The organism is Parafilimonas terrae (assembly GCF_900115755.1).
Lineage (GTDB): Bacteria > Bacteroidota > Bacteroidia > Chitinophagales > Chitinophagaceae > Parafilimonas > Parafilimonas terrae.
Genome location: NZ_FOXQ01000001.1, coordinates 445877 through 467683, shown reverse-complemented (window position 1 = coordinate 467683; position 21807 = coordinate 445877). Strand labels below are relative to the sequence as shown.

Annotated in this window: 18 protein-coding genes; 10 read left to right on the top strand and 8 right to left on the bottom strand. The window is 40.4% G+C overall.

Annotated features, from left to right (window positions below):
* The first annotated feature begins 70 nt into the window (after nucleotides 1-70).
* Entirely contained in the window at nucleotides 71-1126 is a 1056-nt protein-coding gene (locus BM015_RS01970; protein WP_090653964.1) for a quinone-dependent dihydroorotate dehydrogenase, read from the top strand.
* 15 nt (nucleotides 1127-1141) lie between these two features.
* Here the strand turns inward: BM015_RS01970 and rfaD are convergent, their stop codons facing one another.
* Both rfaD and purL read right to left on the bottom strand, forming a co-directional pair.
* Nucleotides 1142-2140, bottom strand: a complete 999-nt coding sequence (rfaD, locus tag BM015_RS01965; protein ID WP_090653962.1) for an ADP-glyceromanno-heptose 6-epimerase — start codon at nucleotides 2138-2140, stop codon at nucleotides 1142-1144.
* Complete coding sequence (gene purL / locus BM015_RS01960; protein ID WP_090653960.1) at nucleotides 2140-4359, bottom strand: phosphoribosylformylglycinamidine synthase subunit PurL; 2220 nt, start codon at nucleotides 4357-4359, stop codon at nucleotides 2140-2142. Before purL ends, rfaD begins: the two co-directional genes overlap by 1 nt.
* 209 nt (nucleotides 4360-4568) lie before the next feature.
* Between purL and BM015_RS01955 the strand changes: the two genes are divergently transcribed.
* Both BM015_RS01955 and BM015_RS01950 read left to right on the top strand, forming a co-directional pair.
* Complete coding sequence (locus tag BM015_RS01955; protein ID WP_090653958.1) at nucleotides 4569-5054, top strand: SRPBCC family protein; 486 nt, start codon at nucleotides 4569-4571, stop codon at nucleotides 5052-5054.
* Nucleotides 5055-5206: 152 nt separating this feature from the next.
* Nucleotides 5207-5479 carry a hypothetical protein gene (locus BM015_RS01950; RefSeq protein WP_090653956.1) on the top strand — a complete coding sequence of 91 codons (273 nt, stop codon included), beginning with the start codon at nucleotides 5207-5209 and terminating at the stop codon, nucleotides 5477-5479.
* Nucleotides 5480-5486: 7 nt separating this feature from the next.
* Here BM015_RS01950 and BM015_RS01945 read toward each other — a convergent pair whose 3' ends face one another.
* The gene (locus BM015_RS01945) at nucleotides 5487-6503 is read right to left on the bottom strand and encodes a WD40/YVTN/BNR-like repeat-containing protein (RefSeq protein ID WP_090653954.1); all 1017 of its coding nucleotides are present in this window, start codon (nucleotides 6501-6503) and stop codon (nucleotides 5487-5489) included.
* A 352-nt stretch (nucleotides 6504-6855) separates the two neighbouring features.
* Here BM015_RS01945 and BM015_RS01940 point away from each other — a divergent pair, with 352 nt between their 5' ends.
* The 3 genes from BM015_RS01940 to BM015_RS01930 are packed head-to-tail and all read left to right on the top strand — an operon-like array spanning nucleotide 6856 to nucleotide 9472.
* Nucleotides 6856-8745 (top strand): DNA topoisomerase IV subunit B, encoded by a 1890-nt coding sequence (locus tag BM015_RS01940; protein WP_090653952.1) that lies wholly within the window; start codon nucleotides 6856-6858, stop codon nucleotides 8743-8745.
* A gap of 60 nt (nucleotides 8746-8805) precedes the next feature.
* On the top strand, nucleotides 8806-9039 hold the full coding sequence (locus BM015_RS01935; protein WP_090653951.1) for a hypothetical protein: 234 nt from the start codon (nucleotides 8806-8808) through the stop codon (nucleotides 9037-9039).
* Entirely contained in the window at nucleotides 9023-9472 is a 450-nt protein-coding gene (locus BM015_RS01930; protein ID WP_090653949.1) for a type II toxin-antitoxin system VapC family toxin, read from the top strand. Before BM015_RS01935 ends, BM015_RS01930 begins: the two co-directional genes overlap by 17 nt.
* Here BM015_RS01930 and BM015_RS01925 read toward each other — a convergent pair.
* From BM015_RS01925 to BM015_RS01915, 3 genes are all read right to left on the bottom strand, one after another.
* A complete protein-coding gene (locus BM015_RS01925) occupies nucleotides 9469-10572 on the bottom strand; it encodes a mandelate racemase/muconate lactonizing enzyme family protein (RefSeq protein ID WP_090653947.1) in 1104 nt (367 codons plus the stop codon). The two genes, BM015_RS01930 and BM015_RS01925, sit on opposite strands and share 4 nt — an antisense overlap.
* Before the next feature lie 114 nt (nucleotides 10573-10686).
* Nucleotides 10687-10968, bottom strand: coding sequence for a VOC family protein (locus BM015_RS01920; protein WP_218148413.1), 282 nt, complete (start codon nucleotides 10966-10968; stop codon nucleotides 10687-10689).
* Nucleotides 10969-10986: 18 nt separating this feature from the next.
* Nucleotides 10987-11589, bottom strand: coding sequence for a GNAT family N-acetyltransferase (locus BM015_RS01915; protein WP_090653945.1), 603 nt, complete (start codon nucleotides 11587-11589; stop codon nucleotides 10987-10989).
* Nucleotides 11590-11811: 222 nt separating this feature from the next.
* Here BM015_RS01915 and glmS point away from each other — a divergent pair, with 222 nt between their 5' ends.
* Nucleotides 11812-13647 (top strand): glutamine--fructose-6-phosphate transaminase (isomerizing), encoded by a 1836-nt coding sequence (gene glmS / locus BM015_RS01910; RefSeq protein WP_090653944.1) that lies wholly within the window; start codon nucleotides 11812-11814, stop codon nucleotides 13645-13647.
* A gap of 129 nt (nucleotides 13648-13776) precedes the next feature.
* Here the strand turns inward: glmS and BM015_RS01905 are convergent, their stop codons facing one another.
* Together BM015_RS01905 and BM015_RS01900 are read right to left on the bottom strand one after the other, a co-directional pair.
* On the bottom strand, nucleotides 13777-14772 hold the full coding sequence (locus BM015_RS01905; RefSeq protein WP_090655159.1) for a glycosyltransferase family protein: 996 nt from the start codon (nucleotides 14770-14772) through the stop codon (nucleotides 13777-13779).
* Between the two features lie 149 nt (nucleotides 14773-14921).
* Nucleotides 14922-15800 (bottom strand): UDP-2,3-diacylglucosamine diphosphatase, encoded by an 879-nt coding sequence (locus tag BM015_RS01900; protein ID WP_090653942.1) that lies wholly within the window; start codon nucleotides 15798-15800, stop codon nucleotides 14922-14924.
* Nucleotides 15801-16021: 221 nt separating this feature from the next.
* On the opposite strand from BM015_RS01900, the gene BM015_RS01895 reads away from it, so the two are divergent.
* The 3 genes from BM015_RS01895 to BM015_RS01885 all read left to right on the top strand — a co-directional run bounded on the left by BM015_RS01895 (nucleotide 16022) and on the right by BM015_RS01885 (nucleotide 21806).
* Nucleotides 16022-19249, top strand: a complete 3228-nt coding sequence (locus BM015_RS01895; protein ID WP_090653940.1) for a TonB-dependent receptor — start codon at nucleotides 16022-16024, stop codon at nucleotides 19247-19249.
* Between the two features lie 185 nt (nucleotides 19250-19434).
* A complete protein-coding gene (gene tssD, locus BM015_RS01890) occupies nucleotides 19435-19824 on the top strand; it encodes a type VI secretion system tube protein TssD (protein ID WP_090653938.1) in 390 nt (129 codons plus the stop codon).
* A 134-nt stretch (nucleotides 19825-19958) separates the two neighbouring features.
* Nucleotides 19959-21806 (top strand): type VI secretion system Vgr family protein, encoded by a 1848-nt coding sequence (locus tag BM015_RS01885; RefSeq protein ID WP_090653936.1) that lies wholly within the window; start codon nucleotides 19959-19961, stop codon nucleotides 21804-21806.
* Nucleotide 21807: the final 1 nt, after the last annotated feature.

Below are 21807 nucleotides of genomic sequence, written 5' to 3'. Positions count from 1 at the left end.
TGATCGGTTGAAAAGAAGTCAATCTTTTAGCCTTTTCACGTTTGACGATTCACGTTCTTATCTTCGCAATATGTTTTATTCTGCTGTGCGCAAGCTGCTGTTTAATTTTGATCCTGAAGCGGTTCATTATTTCGCAATGAATAGCTTAAAAACAGCTTGTAATATTTCATTCGCCAAAAAAATACTTGAGCGTAGCTTTCAAAGGAACTATCCTTCTTTACAAAAAAACATATTTGGGCTGAGCTTTAAAAACCCTGTTGGCTTAGGCGCCGGTTTCGACAAAAATGCTTCGTATTTAACCGAGCTGGAAACACTTGGTTTTGGTTTTGTTGAGATAGGAACAGTTACACCCAAACCGCAAAGCGGCAACGATAAACCGCGATTATTTCGATTGCCCGAAGATAAAGCGCTCATTAACCGCATGGGCTTTAACAACGATGGTGTTGGTGTAATACGTAAACGCCTTGAAGACTGGAAAACCAGTCAACGGCCAACGGTCAACGGCCAACTGGTTATTGGTGGTAACATTGGCAAGAACAAAGTAACGCCCAACGAAGATGCATGGAAAGACTATGATATTTGTTTCCGTGAATTGTTTGACTGTGTTGATTATTTTGTGGTGAATGTGAGCTCGCCCAATACGCCGGGCCTGCGCGAATTGCAGGAGAAAGATTCGCTAAGAAAGATATTGGCTCATCTGCAAACGATTAATCATACGCATTCAAAACAAAAGCCGCTGCTGCTTAAAATTGCACCCGACCTGAACCATGCACAGCTTGATGATATTATTTCGCTTGCCTTTGAAGTAAAACTCGATGGCATTGTAGCTACCAACACAACCATTTCGAGAGACACGCTGAAAGCTGAAAGCTCGAAGCTGAAAGCTGCGGAAGCAGGCGGCTTAAGCGGCAAGCCTGTGTTTGAAAAATCGAACGAAGTGCTGCGATATTTAATCAGTAATTCAGAGAATAAAATTCCTGTAATTGCAAGCGGCGGTATTTTTACCGGTGAAGATGCCAAAGTGAAATTAGATGCCGGCGCTTCACTGGTGCAGGTATGGACAGGCTTTATTTATGAAGGGCCTTCAATTGTAAAAAATATAAACCGGTTTTTGCAGCATGCTTAATTCAATCCCGGAAAGCTATACAGGTTTTTTGGCAAGATAATTCTTTATATAATCTTCAATGCCTTCTTCAAGCGAAGTAAAGGGTTCATTATAACCTGCATGTTTTAGCTTAATGGTTGTCGCTTCACTTACTCCGCGAAAACCGCCGGCGATATCTTCCGGCATTTCTGTGTAGGTAATATTAGGTTCTTTTCCCAATGCTTTAAATACAAGTATTGCCACATCTTTAAAGCTTCGTGCTTCACCGGTGCCAACATTGTAAAGGCCATTTTTTTCAGGTTGCCACTGTTTATGTATCATGGTTTCATACATCCACCATATAAGTTTCGCCACATCTTTTACATAAACAAAATCACGCAGCTGGCCACCATCTTCAAACCTGTCGCTGTTACTTTTATATAGTGTAACGGTATTGCTTTCTTCTATTTGTTTAAAGGTTTTTAATACAATGCTGCAACCTTCGCCTTTATGGTATTCATTCGGCCCATAGATATTAAAGAATTTAAGCCCGGCCCAATATGGCGGCGCATTTAATTGCTGAACCGCCCACTTATCAAAGTTATGTTTGCTGGTGGCATATTCATTCAGCGGCTGAAGATCATTGATTGTATTATCATCGTCTGTAAATCCTAATTCCCCGTTGCCATAAGTAGCGGCAGAAGATGCATATACCATTGGAATGTTATATGCCGTTGCATAGTTCCATACATCTTCAGAATATTCCACATTCATTTCCTGCAATACTATATTACTCTTCTCTCTTATATTCGTCCTGGCGCCTAAATGAATAATGAATTCTAAGTTCGGCTTGTTCTCGTCAAGCCACTCCAGCAAAAGCTCCCGGTCAACGAGATATTTATATTTTTTGTCTTTCCAGTTCCGCTCTTTTTGAAGGTCGGTAAACTTGTCTGCCAGTACAATATTTTCCCGGCCTTGTTCATTAAAAAACTGAACAACACAACTGCCGATAAAACCAGCAGCGCCGGTAATTAATATCAATGGCTGTTTTTCCATTAATTGCTTAATATTTTTTCAATTGCTGTATCGTACCTGTTCTTCCAGTTTTTTATATCACCAAAATCTTCGCCATTAATTTTTATGGCTGATGATGTAACTGTGCCCAATACCGCAATATCTATTCCTGCAGAGGCGGCTTTATGTTTTAATTCCTGCAGTTTTTCTTTTGAACAGCTTACTACAACACGGCTTTGCGCTTCGCCCAGCCAGAAAGCATCGGTTCTTAAACCTTCAACATCGCCGGCAACGTCAAAACCGAGATTACGGTTAAAGCCACTTTCAAGCAGTGCAACCATTAAACCACCTTCACTTATATCGTGTGCGCTTGCAATAATTTTTTCTTTTATGATGGAACTGATAAATTTCTGTACAGCAAATTCCTCATCAATATCAAAATATGGTGCAGGCGATAGTTCAATGCCTTTTATTTTATGCACGTATTCGCTGCTGCCAATATCATTTTTTTGTGTACCGATGAGAACGATCATATCGCCATCGTTTTTAAAATCGAGCGTCATTTTATCTTCGGGGTTGTCCAGCACGCCAACCATACCAATTGTGGGTGTTGGATAAACAGGCCCTTCAGGATTCTGGTTATAAAAACTAACATTGCCGCCCGTTACCGGCGTATTGAATTTACGACAAGCTTCACCCATACCCTGCACGGCTTTTACAAACTGGTAATACACTTCGGGAATGTAAGGGTTGCCAAAGTTTAAACAATTGGTTACGCCGATGGGTTCGCCGCCGCTGCAAACAATGTTGCGGGCTGCTTCGGCCACGGCAATCATAGCGCCTTTATGCGGATCTGATTTTACATAACGGCCATTACAATCAACGGTAACGGCTAAAGCTTTGCCCGTGCCTTTTGCCAGCACTATTGCAGCATCGCTGGGAGCGTTGGTGCTGGTGTTAGCTGCGCCTACCATACTATCGTACTGCACATAAATCCAGCGCTTGTTGGCAATGTTAGGCAATTGAATTATTTGTTCTGCAACAGATTTTAATTCGGTATTGCTTTCAATATCTTTTATACTATTTATGTTAAAACCAGCGACTTCTTTAAGATAACCGGGCTCTTTATATTCACGCTCGTATTGCGGGGCGCCACCGCCGAGTACTAAATCATACGCAGGAATTTGCGCTTCCAGTTCGCCGTTCTGGTAGAAACTTAGTAAACCATCATCGGTTACTTCGCCTATCTGGCTACAGGGCAAATCCCATTTGTCAAACACTTTCAATACTGCTTCTTCCTTGCCTTTTTCTACCACGATCAACATGCGTTCCTGGCTTTCGCTTAATAATAATTCCCAGGCCTTCATGTTTTGCTGCCGGGTAGGCACTTTATCCAAATCAATGCGCATGCCCACTTCGCCTTTGGCGCTCATCTCACTGCAGGAACAAATAATACCCGCGGCGCCCATATCCTGCATGCCCACAACGGCGCCGGTATCAATAACTTCAAGGCAGGCTTCGAGCAATTTCTTTTCCTGGAAAGGGTCGCCCACCTGAACGGCGGGTAAATCTTCCGTACTTTCTTCCGTAATATTAGCTGAGGCAAAAGAAGCGCCTCCAATACCATCTTTGCCTGTTGCACTTCCCACAAAAAATACAGGGTTGCCCTTGCCTTTTGCCGTGGCGCTTACAGTTTTATTAACCTGCAAAATACCCACACTCATGGCATTTACCAGCGGGTTGGTAGCATAACAATCTTCAAAATAGGTTTCACCAGCCACGGTGGGCACGCCAAAACAATTGCCATAATGGCCAATGCCATGCACTATACCTGCCAGCAGGCGCTGGTTCTTTTTTTCTTTTAAATTACCAAAACGCAGGCTGTTGAGCGATGCGATAGGCCGGGCGCCCATGGTAAAAATATCCCGCTGAATACCACCCACGCCAGTCGCCGCGCCTTGGAAAGGTTCGATTGCCGATGGATGGTTATGGCTTTCTATTTTAAATACCACACCCCAGCCATTGCCCAAATCCATAAGGCCGGCATTTTCTTCACCGGCGGCAACGAGCATGCGGCCACCATCGCGGGGCAGGGTTTTTAGCCATTTAATGGAATTTTTATAGCTGCAGTGTTCACTCCACATGGCGCTAAACGCACAGAGCTCGGTAAAGTTGGGCGTGCGCCCGAGTTTTTGTTTTATCAGTTCAAATTCTTCGGCTGTAAGACGTAGTTCTTCGGCTGTTTTTGCGGTAATTTCCATTCAGTGTTTATGAACGATGAGATGATTGATTTACCCCACAAAATTAAACAATTATAGCTTGCCCGTTTTTTTGAATTTGTTTAAAGACGCACAATTTTAAGCGTAGTTTGGGCTACAGATGCACAGATAAACAAAAGCGAAGAATTACACATAAAATCGTTTCTGTGTGTCAATTAATGTTTTATTTGCTTTGCTGCAATTTTCTAAATATGCCTGTTGTTAATTTACAAACCCGTGTCAATGCGCCCATCGAAATTTGCTTCGATCTTTCCCGCAGCATTAACCTGCATACCATTTCTACTGCGCAAACGAAAGAAAAGGCAATTGCAGGAAGAACAAGCGGCCTGATAGAATTAAGCGAAACTGTTACCTGGCAGGCGACCCATTTTGGCATAAAACAAAAACTTACTTCAAAAATTACGGCTTATGAAAGGCCGTTTCATTTCAGGGACGAGCAGGTGAAAGGTGCATTTAAGTACATAAAACACGATCATTATTTTATACAGGATGATGGTTTTGTTATAATGAAGGATGTTTTTGAATTTGGATCGCCGCTTGGTTTATTAGGCAAGCTGGCTGATAAATTCGTGCTTACAAAATATCTTACCGGCTTCCTGCTTAGAAGAAATAATCTTATTAAAGAATATGCGGAAACTGAAAAATGGAAAACTGTTTTGGATAGCAGTGCTTATTAAAACCTTTAGTTAAACAATAGCCCTTACGCAGCAGCGTTTTAAATTTTTATTCATCTTTAGTAAATGAAACGCCCGGTAAAACGTTTCTTACACACAAGTGAATGTACATTAAAGGCGTTCCATGAGACAACTGGAAAAATAAATAAGAACGAATGAAACAACCTTCTTTACTCTTTTGCATTTTGATGGATATAATTGGATATGCCACGTATTCCATTCCTTTGTTAGGCGAAGTTGGTGATGCATTATGGGCGCCCGTGTCTGCGATTATCTTTTATATTTCCTTTGGCGGATGGAAAGGCGGCTTTGGCGCCATCTTTAATTTTGTGGAAGAAATATTGCCCGGCACCGATTTTATTCCAAGCTTTACCATTATGTGGCTGGTGCAGAGGGCTGCAAGAAAGAAGATTGCAGTTTCAATGTGATACTTCCCTAGTTCACCACTTTAGCAATCCTTCCATCTTTTCCGGCTAAAAAAACAGCTTTACCTTTTTTGGCTTTAGTACAAACATGAAAGCTTTCGTTTGAAATAAGTTTCCAGTTTAAGCCGCCATCCATTGAAACGTCAACGCCGCTTGTGCCGCAGGTTATGAGAACATTCGATGTTAAAAATGCTACGCAGCTTCTGTAACCATGCGGCGGCGTTTGCACCGGCGCATGCAGTAATCTTTCACCGTCTATTGTAAATACGTCGATGTTATTTTTTTTGAGCGTATCATTTGCATAATCACCGCCAACAATAGCAATCTTTTTCATAGCCGGATCAACATCAACAGAATTAGCGCCTTCAGAGCCTTTGCCATGAATAATATTCAATCCTGCGGGCGAGCCATTTACAAACAACCTCGAATCTGTACCGCCGGTAACAAAATAAATAAAGGGTTGATTTTTGTTGCCCATCATTTTAATATTCGTTCCGCTGGATGCAAAAAAAGCTTCACCATCCGCTGCGGTGTATTCATTATCTGCTTCTTTAAGTGGCAACCATTTATCACCATAATCAGTTGTCATGGCAATAAATAATTTATTGTTGATAGGGTCGCCAATCACAACACCGCTGCCATCTTCTGTAAAATCCATTGCATCTAAAAACATACCGGGCCTGTCATCACGAAAAACCTGTGCCCACGATTTACCACCATCTTTTGTTTTTAAAATAAGTGCCGGTGTGTCCACGGCAATTATTACAGCCGTGTTGGCATCAAAAGCTTCTATATCACGAAAGTCACGGGTTTCATAATTTTTTACGGTTATCCATTCAAAGTTTTTACCGCCGTCTGTGCTTCTTGCCACCTGCCCGTTATTGCCGCTTACCCATATTACATTATCATCAACAGCGCTTAAGCCGCGTAATGAAATTTTGTCTTTTGAGGTTAATACTTTTATATGCTGCGCTTTACAAACAAATACGCATAAAAAGAAAGCAGCAAACAGTGCGAGGTTCTTCATAATATATTCTTTGATTGATGCAAGTTTGCAACCTTCGTACCATTTTAGCAAATGCTACTTATAAACATACGTGTATTACTATGCGTACAACGTTTTTTTTGAAAACTTTAAATTGCTTTGGTGCGTGTAATATTATTTTTGCCCGCATTGGTTTGTTAAAGTCTTGAGACTTTGCGCATACAACCTGCGAAGTCCGGAGACTTCACAGAGCACAAGCTTGGCAGCGTGTGAGCGTTTGCCCAATAGCATTTATGCAGTTGAAGGGAGTGACACAACCGTGATGCCACAACGTATCAACTGCTGGTATCATAACAATAAAATTGAGCCAATTGAAAATTGGCATTAAAATATTATGGCAGAGATGAATTTTGATTATACGGAAGAGAGTATTCGCAGCCTCGACTGGCGGGAACATATTCGTTTGAGGCCGGGTATGTATATTGGTAAATTAGGTGATGGCTCATCACCGGACGATGGTATTTATGTGCTGGTGAAAGAAGTGATTGATAACTGTATTGATGAGCACACAATGGGTTATGGCAAACATGTTGACATAACTATTCAGGGCAAAACGGTAACCATTCGCGACTATGGCCGTGGCATTCCGCTGGGCAAAGTGGTTGACGTGGTAAGCAAGATAAATACCGGCGCTAAATACGACAGTAAAGCGTTTCAGAAAAGTGTGGGCTTGAATGGTGTGGGCACAAAAGCAGTGAATGCTTTGAGCACTTATTTTAAAGTAGATAGTTTTCGTGAGGGTAAAGTAAAGACAGCAGAGTTTGAAAAAGGCGTTTTAATTAAAGAACATAAAGAGGCAAAAAGCACAGAAGATAATGGTACGCTGATAACGTTTATTCCTGATGAAACGGTGTTTAAGAATTTTCATTTTATACATGAATATTTGGATAACCAGCTTTGGAATTATTGTTATCTGAATGCCGGCCTGGTTATTAATTTAAACGGCAAGCGTTATGTAAGTAAAAATGGTTTGCTCGATTTGCTTACACGCAAAACCAATCCTGATGAATTGCGTTACCCGGTTATTCATTTAAAAGGTGATGATATTGAAGTAGCGCTTTCGCATAACAACGATTATGGCGAAGATTTATTTTCGTTTGTGAATGGCCAGTACACAACACAAGGTGGCACACACCAGCAGGCTTTTCGGGAAGCGTATGTAAAAACTATTCGTGATTTTTTTAAGAAAGATTATGAAGCGGCGGATATACGGCAGAGTATTGTGGCCGCTATATCTGTGCGTGTGCAGGAACCCGTTTTTGAAAGCCAGACAAAAACCAAACTGGGCTCGCAAACCGTGTATGAAGGCGGGCCAAGCATGAAGAATTTTGTGCAGGATTTTTTATCGAGGGAATTAGATAATTTTTTACACCGGAATTCGCAGATAGCTGAATCATTAAAAAAACGTATTGAGCAAAGTGAACGTGAAAGAAAGGAACTGGCCGGCATTAAAAAGCTGGCGAATGAACGTGCAAAAAAAGCCAACCTGCATAATAAAAAATTACGCGATTGTCATGTGCATTTGAATGAGGAACCGCCTGCTAAAAATAAGGATGCTTTTATTGAACAGCAGAATAATTCAACCATATTTATTACGGAAGGTGACAGTGCCAGCGGTTCTATAACCAAGGCACGCAATGTGGAAACGCAGGCTGTATTCAGTTTACGCGGCAAGCCATTGAACAGTTATGGATTGACCAAGAAGATAGTGTATGAAAATGAAGAATTCAATTTGCTGCAACATGCATTGAATATTGAAGATGGGCTGGAAGGGTTGCGTTATAATAATATCGTAATTGCCACCGATGCGGATGTGGATGGCATGCACATTCGCTTACTGATAATGACCTTCTTTTTGCAGTTCTTTCCAGATCTTGTAAAACGTGGCCATGTTCATATTTTAGAAACGCCTTTATTCCGTGTGCGTGATAAAAAGGAAACGATTTATTGTTATGATGAAAGCGAAAAACAGGCCGCTATTAAAAAGCTGGGCGGCAAACCTGAGATAACCCGCTTTAAAGGTTTGGGCGAAATATCGCCGGAAGAATTTGAACGTTTCATTGCAGCCGATATGCGCCTGCAGCCGGTAATTTTGGAACAGGGTGAACACATTCAGCAATTGCTTGAATACTATATGGGTAAAAACACGCAGCAGCGCCAGGAATTTATTATTGATAATTTGAGGGTAGAGCTGGATTTGGTAGAGGAAACTCTCACCCGCTGAATGGAGATTATGAAACTCCCGGCTTTATTATTTGAATTAAATTTGTAAAAATGTTTTGTTATGGAAGCGCTTAGAATAAGAGGTGTTGCAAAAGAAGGGATACTGACAATACCTGTTCCTGATAAGTTTGAAGGAAAAGACCTTGAAGTAATAGTTTTAACTCCTGATGAAAATGATACTGCTGCATTACAAGAAGATTTGCAAAGCAAAAAAGTAGAACGGTTATTTAAAGTTATAGGAACAGCAAAAGATACAACCACAACCTTTGATAAACACGATGTTTACAACCAGTAGAATATTTGTTGACAGCTCTGTGTTGGTAGAACCGTTACAAAACAGAAAAGTTGAGTTTTATAAAGATCTAATTTTAAACCACACATTTACATGCTGCATTAACACCATAGAAGTTAGTGAATATCTATACAAATATATTGGGTTGCAAAATTTAGGATCGCCGCAAACAGTGCAGGAAAATAAAAAAACCGCTGAAGCTTTACAGCCATATTTTATTACAAGAACGTTGGAGGAATTTCAACTGCTTGAAATAAATAGTACAGTTCTGTCCCAGGTTCCTGAACTCATGTCCAAATATAATCTTCTTCCAAACGATGCCATTATTTTAGCAACATGCAAAATACATGGTATTAAGCAGCTTGCCAGCCACGATACAGATTTTGAAGAAGCATGTAAAACAGAAGGAATTGAATTACTTACGGAAAAAGATTAATCAATCATTATTCTTTCTAACCCTTTCAAAAACGCCTCATCCACATCTGCGCCAATACCAATATCATCAGGCAGTTCCACACAAAAATTATTATAGGTAACACCGCCAATAACGGGATCTGTTTTATGACCGAGCAGGCAGGTATCCATATCATAAAATTGTACGTTATCATAAGCTGTTGCGAAATGTGCAAAAGCCGTTAATGCAACGCGGCTTTCGAGCATGCCGCCCATCATGCAGGGGATATTGCTGGCTTCACAAACTTCATTAATCTTTATAGCTTCCAGTATGCCGCCGCTTTTGGCAAATTTTATATTCACATAATCGCAGGCATTGGCGGCAATGATCCGCTCTGCATCATGATGATCGAATACGCTTTCATCTGCCATAATTTTTACAGGTGAAAGCTGTACAAGCTCAGGCAATTTACCGTCATCATAACGGCGCATAGGTTGCTCGCAAAACTCAATATTATAATCTTTAAATGCGGTTAATACTTTTAAAGCATCTTCATAAGTCCAGCCCTGGTTGGCATCAATGCGGATCTTTATATCCGGGCCAACGGTTTTTATTATCAAGCCGATGGCTTCCATATCATTCGCTGCATTTTTGCCAAGTTTTACTTTTAAAATTTCTACGCCCTGTTCCACAAATGCTTCGGCCTGCAATGCCATTTGCTGCGGCGCATTAATGCCCACGGTAACATCTGTTTTTAGTTCTTTCTTTTTTTCGCCGCCAAGAAATTTATATAAAGGAAGATTAGCATGCTTTGCGGCTATATCATATAAAGCCATATCAAAAGCGCTTTTAATGGTATAATTACCCGCAGTAAATGCATGCAGTTCATTCATTCTTGCAGTAATATCAAGCGCCTCTTTATCTTTCCATAACTGCGCAAAATCTTTCGCCATTTCAAAGCATGTGGCTTGTGTTTCACCAACGATCATTGGAAAGGCAGAACATTCTCCCACTCCAACAATATTTTCATCGGTGTAAATACGTATAAAAATGTTTTGCGCAAAATGCATGGTGCCGGTTGCAATAGTGAATGGCACCATCGGAATGCTGTATTTATAAATTTCTGTTTTGGTTATCTTCATGAATTGTAGTTATGATGCTTCATCTTTTGGTTGCCATAATTCAATTTTATTGCCTTCGGGATCCATTGTCCAGCCGAAGATTCCATAATCATAATCTTCCGTTTTATCTGCAACCTAAATGCCTTTCTCTTTTAATGATTGTAACAAGGCCTGCAAATCTTTTACACGAAAATTAATCATGAATTGGCTTTGCGATGGGCTAAAATATTCACTGCTTTCTTCAAAGAAAGAGAAAACCGTGGTGCCCGGGTTATCCGGTTTTTCATTTATCCATGGAAAGGCTGCATAATTGCCTTCCATAAAATCAATGCCCAGGTTTCCTTTATACCATTTGGCAAGGCTTTCAGGATCTTTTGCTTTTATAAATACGCCGCCAATGCCGGTTACATTTTCCATAAGTTATTATTTAAAAAATTATAGTCTTTTTTTCAAATTTTCCTTTACGCCATCAAACCATTCATCTTTTAAAATACTTAATACAATTGAATCACGCCTTACATCGCCTTCCATTGTGGGCATATTGCGGCGCAAAATGCCATCTACCTTGCAGCCAAGAGATTTCATGGCCGCAATGCTTCGTTCATTTCTTGCATCGGCGCGAAACTCAACCCTTTCCATGCTCAATTGCTCAAAAGCAAATTGCAGCAACAAGGATTTACAGTGCTTATTCAAACCCGTTCCGTGAAATTTTTTTCCATACCAGGTATAACCAAGCTGCAATGTTTTATAGGGAAAATTAATATCATAAAATCTTGTGCTGCCTGCATATTCGTTTGTTTGTTTATCAAACACGATAAAAGGAAATTCTTTTCCGGCAGCTTTTTCAGTCATTGCAATGCTGATATAATTCTTCAAGCCATCTTCCCCTTCCGGCCTCACAAGCGAATAAAACCAAAGCCCTTTTTCATTTAACGAAAACGGCAACAAATTGTTATAATCACTTTCTTCAAGCGGTCTTAATATAACACGGTCATCTTCTAACGTTATGTTGGGAAACTTTTCCGGTGATGATTGCATATTTTCGTGCTGATTATTTTTTCAAATATAATGCTAAGCACTTGTTTGAATTAATTATATGCAGGCAACTATGAACAGCACGCCTAAGCTGCCATAAAAACATGCAGCACAAGTGTTGCGATCCGCCACGTCGGACAAGCTGCAACCGTGCTCAATCTAAGTTCATTAGCTGGTTACATAAATATTCATCAAATAATTTGCGAAGCAAAGCATTTAATTATTATGTGCGGAATAGTTGGTTATATAGGTTCTAAAGATGCATACCCGGTAGTATTAAAAGGCTTGAAGCGACTGGAATACCGCGGTTATGACAGCGCCGGGGTGGCATTAATTAACGGCGGTTTAAAAGTGTATAAAAAGAAAGGCCGCGTTGCAGACCTTGAAGAAACACTGATTGGTAAAGATGTAAGCGGGCATATTGGCATTGGCCATACACGCTGGGCCACACATGGCGAACCCAGCGACCGTAATGCACATCCGCATGTAAGCAACAGCGGCAATTTTGCTATGATACATAACGGCATTATTGAAAATTATGCACAGATAAAAAATGAGTTGCTTAAAAAAGGTTACACGTTTAAAAGTGATACCGATACAGAAGTGCTGCTGAATTTTATTGAAGACATTAAAAAAAATAATGAAGGCACACTGGAAGAAGCGTTGCGATATGCTTTAAAAAGAATTACCGGCGCTTATTGTATTTTATTAATTGATAAAGATGATCCGCATACAATAATCGCGGCACGAAAAGGCAGCCCGCTGGTAATAGGTATTGGAAAGAATGAACATTTTTTGGCAAGCGATGCGTCGCCGATTGTTGAATACACCAAAGAAGTGGTGTATGTAAACGATTATGAAATTGCGATTGTTCGTGCAGATGAACTGATATTAAAAAATCTCGGCAACGAAAAACAAACACCATTTATAACAAAGCTTGATGTGGAACTGGCCGCTATTGAAAAAGGCGGGTATGACCATTTTATGCTGAAAGAAATTTTTGAGCAGCCTCAAACTATTTATGATTGTTTACGCGGAAGACTTGATGCAGATAAAGGAACGATAACCATGAGCGGCATTCAACAATATGCGGAACAAATTATGCATGCGCCGCGCATTATAATGATTGCCTGCGGCACAAGCTGGCATGCGGGTTTGGTGGCCGAATATATTTTTGAAGAACTTTGCCGCATTCCTGTTGAAGTGGAATATGCATCTGAGTTTCGATACCGCAATCCTGTAATAAATAAAGGCGATGTTATTATTGCTATATCGCAAAGTGGCGAAACAGCCGATACTTTAGTAGCAATTGAAAAAGCTAAAGAACAGGGCGCCATTATTTTGGGTGTATTGAATGTTGTGGGCTCATCCATTGCCCGCGTTTCACATGCAGGCGCTTATACGCATGCCGGCCCTGAAATTGGCGTGGCCAGCACCAAAGCATTTACAGCACAACTGGCGGTATTAACGATGATTGCTTTAAAGATTGCACATCAAAAGCAAACGATTGATGAAGAACGCTACCATGTTTTATGCAAAGAATTAATGGCTGTTCCTGATAAAGTGGCAACGGTGCTTGAACAGAATGATAACATTAAAACACTTGCTCAAAAATATAAGGATGCACATGATTTTTTATACCTCGGCCGTGGTTACAATTTTCCGGTTGCGCTGGAAGGCGCATTAAAGCTGAAAGAGATTTCTTATATACATGCCGAAGGTTATCCCGCTGCGGAAATGAAACACGGCCCCATAGCACTGGTGGATGAAACTTTACCTGTTGTTTTTGTGGCAACGAAAGATGCCTATCATCAAAAAATTGTGAGCAATATGCAGGAAATAAAAGCGCGGAAAGGAAAAGTTATTTCCGTTATAACGGAAGGCGATACGGTTTCTCCAACGCTTTCGGATGATGTGATTATTGTGCCGGAAGCTGATGAAATTGTTGCGCCAATGTTGAGCGTAATTCCATTGCAGTTGCTGGCCTATTATGTTGGCGTTGCCAAGGGTTATGATGTGGATAAACCGAGAAACCTGGCAAAGAGTGTAACAGTGGAATAAACTCTCACCATCGTTCCCTCTTCATAAATGGCGAGGGATGTCTCTGTGCGAGAAGCTTATTAATTGCTTATAAGGAACGGTTTACTTAGCCGGGCGCTTCAATTCCGTCGGCCGGGTTTTGTAAAGGCCTTACTTTAATCTTTCTGCCTGCTGCATTACAAATGCTACAATATTTTCCGTTGAATGCTGAAGCTGCAATTGTTTTGGCTGCTGTTGCTGCAACCAGTTTATGATTATTTCAACAAAGTTTTTATCAATATTCTCAATAACAGGAACATTAAAATCTTTTAAAGCAGCAGCATTGCATTTTTGTTCGTACTGGCCTTTAATGGGAATGCACAAAAGTTTTTTACCGAGATAAAGAATTTCTGCAGGCGTTTCAAAACCAGCGCCGGTAATTACACCGGAACAATTTATTATGCTTTTATTGAAGGCATCATTATCCACTGGCTGTATGGTTATGTTTTTTTTGGTTGACAGCAATTTCGCCGTTTTGGAAAAAAGATGAAACTGCACATCTTTCAGGTTTACGAAATAATTTATCAGTAAATCATCACTGTATTGCGGAAGATATACGGTTATATGATTTTTATTATCCGGCTGAGCTTTTAAAATAACATCTTTAATAACCGGGTTGAAAATAAAATTATCGTATTGTTTAAAATGCAATCCGGTATAAACAGTTGACGGCGCATAATATTTTAATATCCATTCGCCCGCCATATTTTTTGTTGCAGGCTTCGGCACTTTTGCCGATTGAAAGCTTGCCTGGTGGCCAAAGCCTATGCAAGGTATTTTTTTCAGCCTGCAGCTTAAAGCGGCTATGCTTTCAAAATCTATCAGCACACAATCATAGTTTTCAACCGGCAGGTCTTTTGCTTCTTTCCACACACGTCTTGCACTGAATTCTTTCATCATTCTTACATAATCAAGACCACCGCCCTGCGTGTAATAAAGGCTTACACCTTTGCTTTTATAACGCACGGGCAAGCTGGTTTGCAGGCTGCTGTTATTGCCGCTTAAAAAAATATCCACCGTTCCGTATTGCTGTAAATAAGGCAATAATTCTATGGCTCTTGCAATGTGCCCGTTGCCTGTGGCCTGAACCGCGTAAAAGATTTTCACGAAGAAGCTGTTTGAGTTAATAAAGCGAATATTACCATCATTTACCGGTCTGACGCCTTTAAGTGGTAAATATGAATTAAGCAATTTGCGGAAGCGCCTGGCCGTTATTTATGATCAATCTTAAAAATAACTTAAGCAGCTTCTTATAATTATCCTGTTTTTTTTCTGGGGTTATTATTGGCCGGAAAATTAAGGGAATTAATAAACATGGTTACTTCATTACTGATTACATTGAGCTCCGGTATTTTTTGTACATCGGGCTGAAAATGCTGAGCGGCATATTCACCGGCATTATACTGATATATTTTCCACTCGTTTTTATTAAATTCAAGTGCGGTTAAGTTTTCAATCCAATCGCCACTGTTCAGGTACGTAACTTTTCCTGTTTTGTTTTGAATTATTTTGTTTTGGGGCTGATGAATATGGCCGCAAATAACGTAGTCATAATTTTTTTCAATGGCCAGTTCGGCGGCCGTTTGTTCAAAATTAGATATCCATTTTACAGCTTTCTTTACGCTGTTCTTCACCCTTTTGCTGAAGCTCATTTTTTCGTGCCCGGCCAAAACCAGCCACCAGTTTATAAAGTTATTAAGTATTATCAGGAGGTCGTAGCCTTTACCGCCAAGCTTTGCCAGCAGTTTTGCGCTCCCTTTTGTAGTAGCGTCAAAAACATCGCCATGAAATATCCATGTTTTTTTGCCGTTTATTTCAAGCAATAATTTATCGGTAAGCGAAAAATTGCCCATGTTTAAAGGGCTCCACCGCCGCAGCACCTCATCGTGGTTGCCGGTTATATACACAACCTGCGTTCCCTTCGACAACATGGAAAAAATTTCCTTTATAACCTGCATGTGGGTGGGTGGGAAGTAGTGTTTGGAAAACTGCCAGCAGTCTATTATATCACCATTCAGTATCAGTATTTTTGGCTGAATACTCCGGAGATAGTTGACGGCTTCCTGTGCCCGGCAACCGTAAGTGCCTAAATGAAGATCGCTTAAAACGGCAATTTCGAGGTTTCGTTTTTGCATGAAATCGGGTTTTCCAAAGGTTGAAACCAAATGTTACCCAAGTGTAATTCCAATATGAAGAAATTATGTTCTTTTTGTAAACATTTGGTAAATGCTACATGCGTAAGCTATTAATTTTAAATTAAATTATAAGCTTAGATTGTGTTATCAAATTATTATGTAAAAAATACGCAACTTTTTCAGCTTTACAACAATTACTTTTGCGGCAAAATTCAAACGCAATGAGAAAATTTTTCCAAATTCTTTTGGTACTTCTTTTCCCTTTTTTCGTAAAAGCCCAGGTAACAACGAGTAATATTACAGGTACTGTTACCTCAACCGACAATGCAAAACTTCAGGGTGCCACGGTTACGGCTACCCACGTACCCACCGGAACCATATATAAAACGATGGTATCGGACAAAGGTGATTACGGACTCTTTAACCTGCGTTCAGGCGGACCCTATACTATAAAAGTTGATTATGTTGGGTACACATCGTCTGACAAAAAAGATATTTATTTGTCGTTGGGTGAATATTTAAACCTCGATTTTAAACTGTCGCAACAGAATACAACTTTAAACGACGTAGTTGTATCGGCTTACAGCAATCAAAAAACAGGCGCAGCAGGCGGCGACGAAACAAATATCGGACGTGATAAAATGGCTAATCTCCCAACAGTTGGCCGCAATATGAGCGATTATCTGCGTTATGTGCCGCAGGCTAAAGTAACTGCAGATGGTGGCATTTCAATTGCCGGCCAGAACAACCGGTACAATTCATTTTATATAGATGGCGCTGTAAATAATGATGCATTCGGGCTTGCCGCCAGCGGTACGAATGGCGGCCAGGCAGGCATTGCACCCATTTCAATTGACGCGATTGACCAGTTCCAGGTAGTAGTTTCTCCTTATGATGCCTCTCTCGGAAATTTTACCGGTGGTGGTATTAATGCTATTACCAAAAGCGGAACGAATAATGAAGAAGCCTCTGTTTATTATTTCTTCAGAAACCAAAACCTGTCAGGCAAAACACCCGGCGCCGATAAAGCAGATGCAACGAAGCTTCCAGATTTCAGCAATAAAACCTATGGCGCCCGTGTGGGCGGAGCCATCATCAAAAACAAATTATTCTACTTTGCCAATGTTGAATGGCAACGTGACGAAAGGCCACAACCTCAAATAGATCCTTACAGCGGGGCTATAACAAGTGCACAGATTCAGGAACTGTCAAATTATTTGCAAAAAACTTATAATTATAATCCCGGCAGCTATTTGGATAACCCCGAAAAAGTTCAGGCAAACAGGGTGGTTGCAAAAGTTGACTGGAATATTAATGATGCCAATAAGCTAAGTGTAAGTTTTCGCCATACGGATGGCTTCAGGAATAATGTTAGCCGCAGCAGCAGCAGTACAATAAATTTTTATAATGCCGGCTATGTAATGCCTAATAAAACCAATTCCGGTTCAATTGAACTGAACTCACGGTTTAGCAACAGTAACAGCAACAGGCTGTTGCTCACTTTCACAAACGTAAAAGACGACCGGGGGCCATTGGGTGGCGCATTTCCCCGTGTGCAAATAAAAGATGGATCAAATAATGTTTATTTAGGAACAGAAGAGTTTTCTACGGCCAACCTGTTAAAGCAAAATAATTATGCCTTGTTTGATGTATATAAAATATTTAAAGGCAATCACACCTTATCGTTCGGAACTGATGATGAATTAAGCTATTCCTATAATATCTTCATCAGGCAGAATTACGGGTCGTACATCTTTAACAGCCTTGATGATTTTTATGCAGGCAATGCAGCAACCTATAACAGGTCATATTCCCTGGTTGATCCAGGTGTAACTGGTGACGCTGCTGTAAATGCAGCTGCTGAATTCAATACGCTGCGGTTAGGATTGTTTGCTTCAGATGAGTTTAAAGTAAACAACAGGTTTACTTTAACTTTTGGAGTTCGTCTCGATAATACGAGCTTTCTTACCACTCCTAAAGAAGATAAATTTTTTAATGATACCGCCTTATCTAAAATATCACAATATTATGACTTGGAAGGCGCAAAATCCGGGCAAATTTCAAGCCCCAAACTGGCTATCAATCCCCGCGTAGGATTTACTTACAAAATTCCTGAATCAGGGCTCACCATTCGAGGCGGTCTCGGTACATTCAGTGGCCGTGTGCCGCTTGTATGGCCTGGCGGCGTGTACAACAACAATGGCATAAGCATAGCAGGTATCCGTGGCAGTAATGTAGAATTCAGGCCTGATCCGTTTGATCAATATACTGCTGCAGATTTTGGCGCAACTGTATCAGTGCCTTCCGGAGAAATAAACCTTATTTCAAAAGATTTTAAAATGAATAAGGTGTTTAGAACTTCACTGGCAGTAGATAAAACTTTTGGCAAAGGCTGGAGAGCTACTATTGAAGGAATATATACAGCCAATATCAATGAAATAAAATATACCCGCGTGGATATACTTCCTCCAACAGAAAAATCTGAGGGTGCAGATCAAAGGAATGTATATGCGCTTAGCGGAAGTTTCCCTCAATCAATCGGCGTGCGTGAAGATGGCAGCACACCTTATACAGGTATTTACCTGCTTTCAAATAACGATGGTAAAAAAGGTTATTCTTATAACATTTCTGCCACGCTTAATAAAAACTGGGCAAACGGTTTTTCTGCAAACGTAAACTATGTTTATGGCCGTTCCATGATATTGAACGAAGGAACAAGCTCGCAAAACAGTTCGCAATGGCGTTATATGGAAACTGTTAATGGAAGAAACTATATGGGACTTTCCCGCAGCGATTTTGATTTGGGCCATCGCGTTTTTGCTTATGTATCAAAGAAATTTACTTATGCCAATAAAGCCCTGGCTACTACTGTGTCATTGGTTTATAACGGGCAAAGTGGAGCGCCTTACAGTTTTGTAATGGCAAACGGTATGGTGCGTGATTATGATAACAGTGAATCAAACGATCTTATTTATATTCCTAAAAGCGCTTCTGAGATTACATTTGTTCAAAATGGGGATTATACACCTGAACAGCAATGGCAGATGTTTAATGATTATATCCAAAACGATAAGTATCTCAGCAAACATCGTGGTGAATATGCTGAAAGAAATGGTGCAAGATTACCTTTTGTAAATATTGTTGATTTGAAGCTGCAGCAGGATTTCAACTTAAAGATTGGAGGTAAAACATACCAATTACAGCTTACTTACGATATATTTAATCTCACTAACCTGATAAATAGAAACTGGGGCAAACAATACTTTATGTCAAACGACCAGGCTTCTATTCTGAATATGAAAGGTTATGTTTCATCTACTGACCTCACACCTACATTTACCTTTACACCGCCCACCGGCAGAGATGGTAAAGTGTACGATTTGAGCGATGGTGTTTATAACAGTTCAAGGTGGACAAGCCAAATTGGTGTAAGGCTGAGTTTATTTTAATTGTATTATTATTTATAACATTATAAGCATTTTAAAAGCCCCGCACACATGCGGGGCTTTTTCTTTATTAAAGGATCAAATATATGTTCAACAGGAAAGCCAGATGCTGATATAATAACCGGGAATGGTTTCCCTTTGAAAGAATTTCCCGATTCATTCCATTATTAACTTCTAAAAAATAACCTATGGCTTTCAAAGCAACCTTGAAAATCGGCAGCAAAGAGTTTGATGTACTCAAATGCGATTATGAATTACGCAGAGACGTTGATTCAAAAGGCAGGCCTTCTTCCGGCGTTTACGGAGGCACTATTAATCTTACAGTAGAGTCTACCGACGATACTTCTATTGTTGAATCGCTGGTAAACCAGTTTAAACCCGTTGACGGTAACATAACTTTTAAGAAAAGCGATGAAGATGCCAAAATGAAAGAATTATCCTGGGAAAAAGGGTATTTCGTTTATTTTAAAGAAGGCATTGATGTTACGGGCAAACAACCTATGCGAATTGACTTTGCAGTTTCTGCACAAACTATTAAAATGGGCAATGCAGAACACAAAAACGATTGGCCTGCATAAACCTGTTTATTACATCTTTTAAATTCCTCTCATGGTTTTGCATGAGAGGAATCAGCTTATTTGTATCAGGGCTTCTGCAGCATTTCACCTGAAATAGCAGCCTGCATTTATTTTAACCCACCGTAACATTTTTTATGGAGAAAGTAATTGCTGATATAGAAATTGAAGATCAGAAAATAGAACATTACAGCACTGTAACGATTAATCAAAAATTTAATGAGCATCATACTTTTTCCATCCGGATAAAATATGATGTGCTTGAAAAAACCGGCTCCTTCAATTTAAGCAATGCGCAAAAGCTTATTGGTAAATCGGCGGTTATTAAATTGCTGTATGCCAATACGCATGAAATTGCCTATGAATTTCATGGCCTCGTTTGCGGCATTGATATTGAGCAGGCGGATAATTTTTCCAGTGATCTTGTAATAAAAGGATTTAGCCCAACCATACTTTTGGAGAACGGCCAGAACTTCAATTCTTTTTATAATAAAAAACTGCAGCAAATTGTTGATGCTTTAACCGGCAGTTTATCGCAGGTAAACTGCAGTGTAAACAACAGCCCCCAATATAAAACGCCGATTGCTTACGTTTCCCAATACCGCGAAAGCGCTTTTCATTTTTTAAACCGGTTGTCTTCACAGTTTGGCGAATGGTTTTATTATGATGGGCAAAAATTATACTTTGGCAAGCCTTCCGGCTCCCCAAATATCGAAGTGATTTATGGCATTGATGTGCGCAGCATGCAAATGAAACTGCAGATTCTGCCATTAACCTTTAGTGGTTATTCTTATCTGTCAAAAGATGATAAGCTTATTACGGCAGATGCGCCTTCCACTATTGATGGCCTTGATCAATATGCCAGCTTTGTTTTAAATGAATCAAACAAGATTTTTTCCGAACCGGTTAGTTTTCCTGTTAAGCAAAGAATTGAAAGCAAATCAGATCTTGATGGTTTTCTTACACAAAAGAAAAAAGCTATGGCCGCCAATCTTGAAGTGCTTACTGCTACCAGCGATAATCCTGCAGTGTGCATTGGCGCTATTGCCGATTTAAAAGTATCAGTTTTATCCGGCGCAGATTTTAAAAAGGAAGATGGCGGCAAGTTTTTAATAACAGCTATTGAACATCATGTTTCAGGCAACGGGAAATATTATAACAGCTTTGAAGGTATTCCTTCAGGCATAGATGTAATACCGGTTGATAATGTGATTGTGCCACTGGCCGAACCGCAGGTGGCAACAGTAAAAGATAATAAAGACCCTGATAATATGGGCCGGGTGCGCGTGCAAATGTTATGGCAGCAGGCCGGCAATGAAATGACGGACTGGCTGCGTGTAATGACGCCCGATGCCGGCGGTGGCAAAGGCGGCGCAAAAAACCGAGGCCTTGTGGTTGTTCCTGAGCCCGGCGACCAGGTATTGGTTTGTTTCCGCTATAATGATCCGGACAGGCCTTTTGTGCTGGGCAGCATGTTTCATGGAAAAACGGGTGGCGGTGGCGGACAGGGCAATAAAGTAAAAAGCCTTACCGCGCTTTCGGGCAGTGTGGTTAGTTTAGATGGCGATGCCATTAATATAATTGATGCAGCGGGTAATAAAGTAACGCTCGATGGTGGTGGTAAAATAAATATTAACTGCACAGCAAACATTACGCTCGAATGCGGCAGTTCAAAAATAACGATGGATTCAGGTGGTAAAATTGAAATATCAGGCACTGAAATCACCGTTAGCGGCAGCACAAAAGCAGAAATGAAAAGCACCGCTTCATTTAAAGCAGAAGGCACGGCGGCAACGGTTAAAGGCGCTACTGCAGAAGTAAGCGGGGATACAAAAGTTGATGTAAAAAGTGGCGCTGCAGTTGAAGTGGGTTCACCGGCTACAACCGTTAAGGGCGATGCAAATCTTAAACTTCAAAGTGCAACCGTTGACGTGGAAGGCTCTGCCATGACTAATGTAAAAGGTGGTGTTGTAAATCTTAATTAAA

Coding starts and splice junctions, on each gene's coding strand:
- BM015_RS01970 (WP_090653964.1), top strand. CDS start 71: ATGTTTTATTCTGCTGTGCGCAAGCTGCTGTTTAATTTTGATCCTGAA.
- rfaD (WP_090653962.1), bottom strand. CDS start 2,140: ATGGAAAAACAGCCATTGATATTAATTACCGGCGCTGCTGGTTTTATC.
- purL (WP_090653960.1), bottom strand. CDS start 4,359: ATGGAAATTACCGCAAAAACAGCCGAAGAACTACGTCTTACAGCCGAA.
- BM015_RS01955 (WP_090653958.1), top strand. CDS start 4,569: ATGCCTGTTGTTAATTTACAAACCCGTGTCAATGCGCCCATCGAAATT.
- BM015_RS01950 (WP_090653956.1), top strand. CDS start 5,207: ATGAAACAACCTTCTTTACTCTTTTGCATTTTGATGGATATAATTGGA.
- BM015_RS01945 (WP_090653954.1), bottom strand. CDS start 6,503: ATGAAGAACCTCGCACTGTTTGCTGCTTTCTTTTTATGCGTATTTGTT.
- BM015_RS01940 (WP_090653952.1), top strand. CDS start 6,856: ATGGCAGAGATGAATTTTGATTATACGGAAGAGAGTATTCGCAGCCTC.
- BM015_RS01935 (WP_090653951.1), top strand. CDS start 8,806: ATGGAAGCGCTTAGAATAAGAGGTGTTGCAAAAGAAGGGATACTGACA.
- BM015_RS01930 (WP_090653949.1), top strand. CDS start 9,023: ATGTTTACAACCAGTAGAATATTTGTTGACAGCTCTGTGTTGGTAGAA.
- BM015_RS01925 (WP_090653947.1), bottom strand. CDS start 10,572: ATGAAGATAACCAAAACAGAAATTTATAAATACAGCATTCCGATGGTG.
- BM015_RS01920 (WP_218148413.1), bottom strand. CDS start 10,968: ATGGAAAATGTAACCGGCATTGGCGGCGTATTTATAAAAGCAAAAGAT.
- BM015_RS01915 (WP_090653945.1), bottom strand. CDS start 11,589: ATGCAATCATCACCGGAAAAGTTTCCCAACATAACGTTAGAAGATGAC.
- glmS (WP_090653944.1), top strand. CDS start 11,812: ATGTGCGGAATAGTTGGTTATATAGGTTCTAAAGATGCATACCCGGTA.
- BM015_RS01900 (WP_090653942.1), bottom strand. CDS start 15,800: ATGCAAAAACGAAACCTCGAAATTGCCGTTTTAAGCGATCTTCATTTA.
- BM015_RS01895 (WP_090653940.1), top strand. CDS start 16,022: ATGAGAAAATTTTTCCAAATTCTTTTGGTACTTCTTTTCCCTTTTTTC.
- tssD (WP_090653938.1), top strand. CDS start 19,435: ATGGCTTTCAAAGCAACCTTGAAAATCGGCAGCAAAGAGTTTGATGTA.
- BM015_RS01885 (WP_090653936.1), top strand. CDS start 19,959: ATGGAGAAAGTAATTGCTGATATAGAAATTGAAGATCAGAAAATAGAA.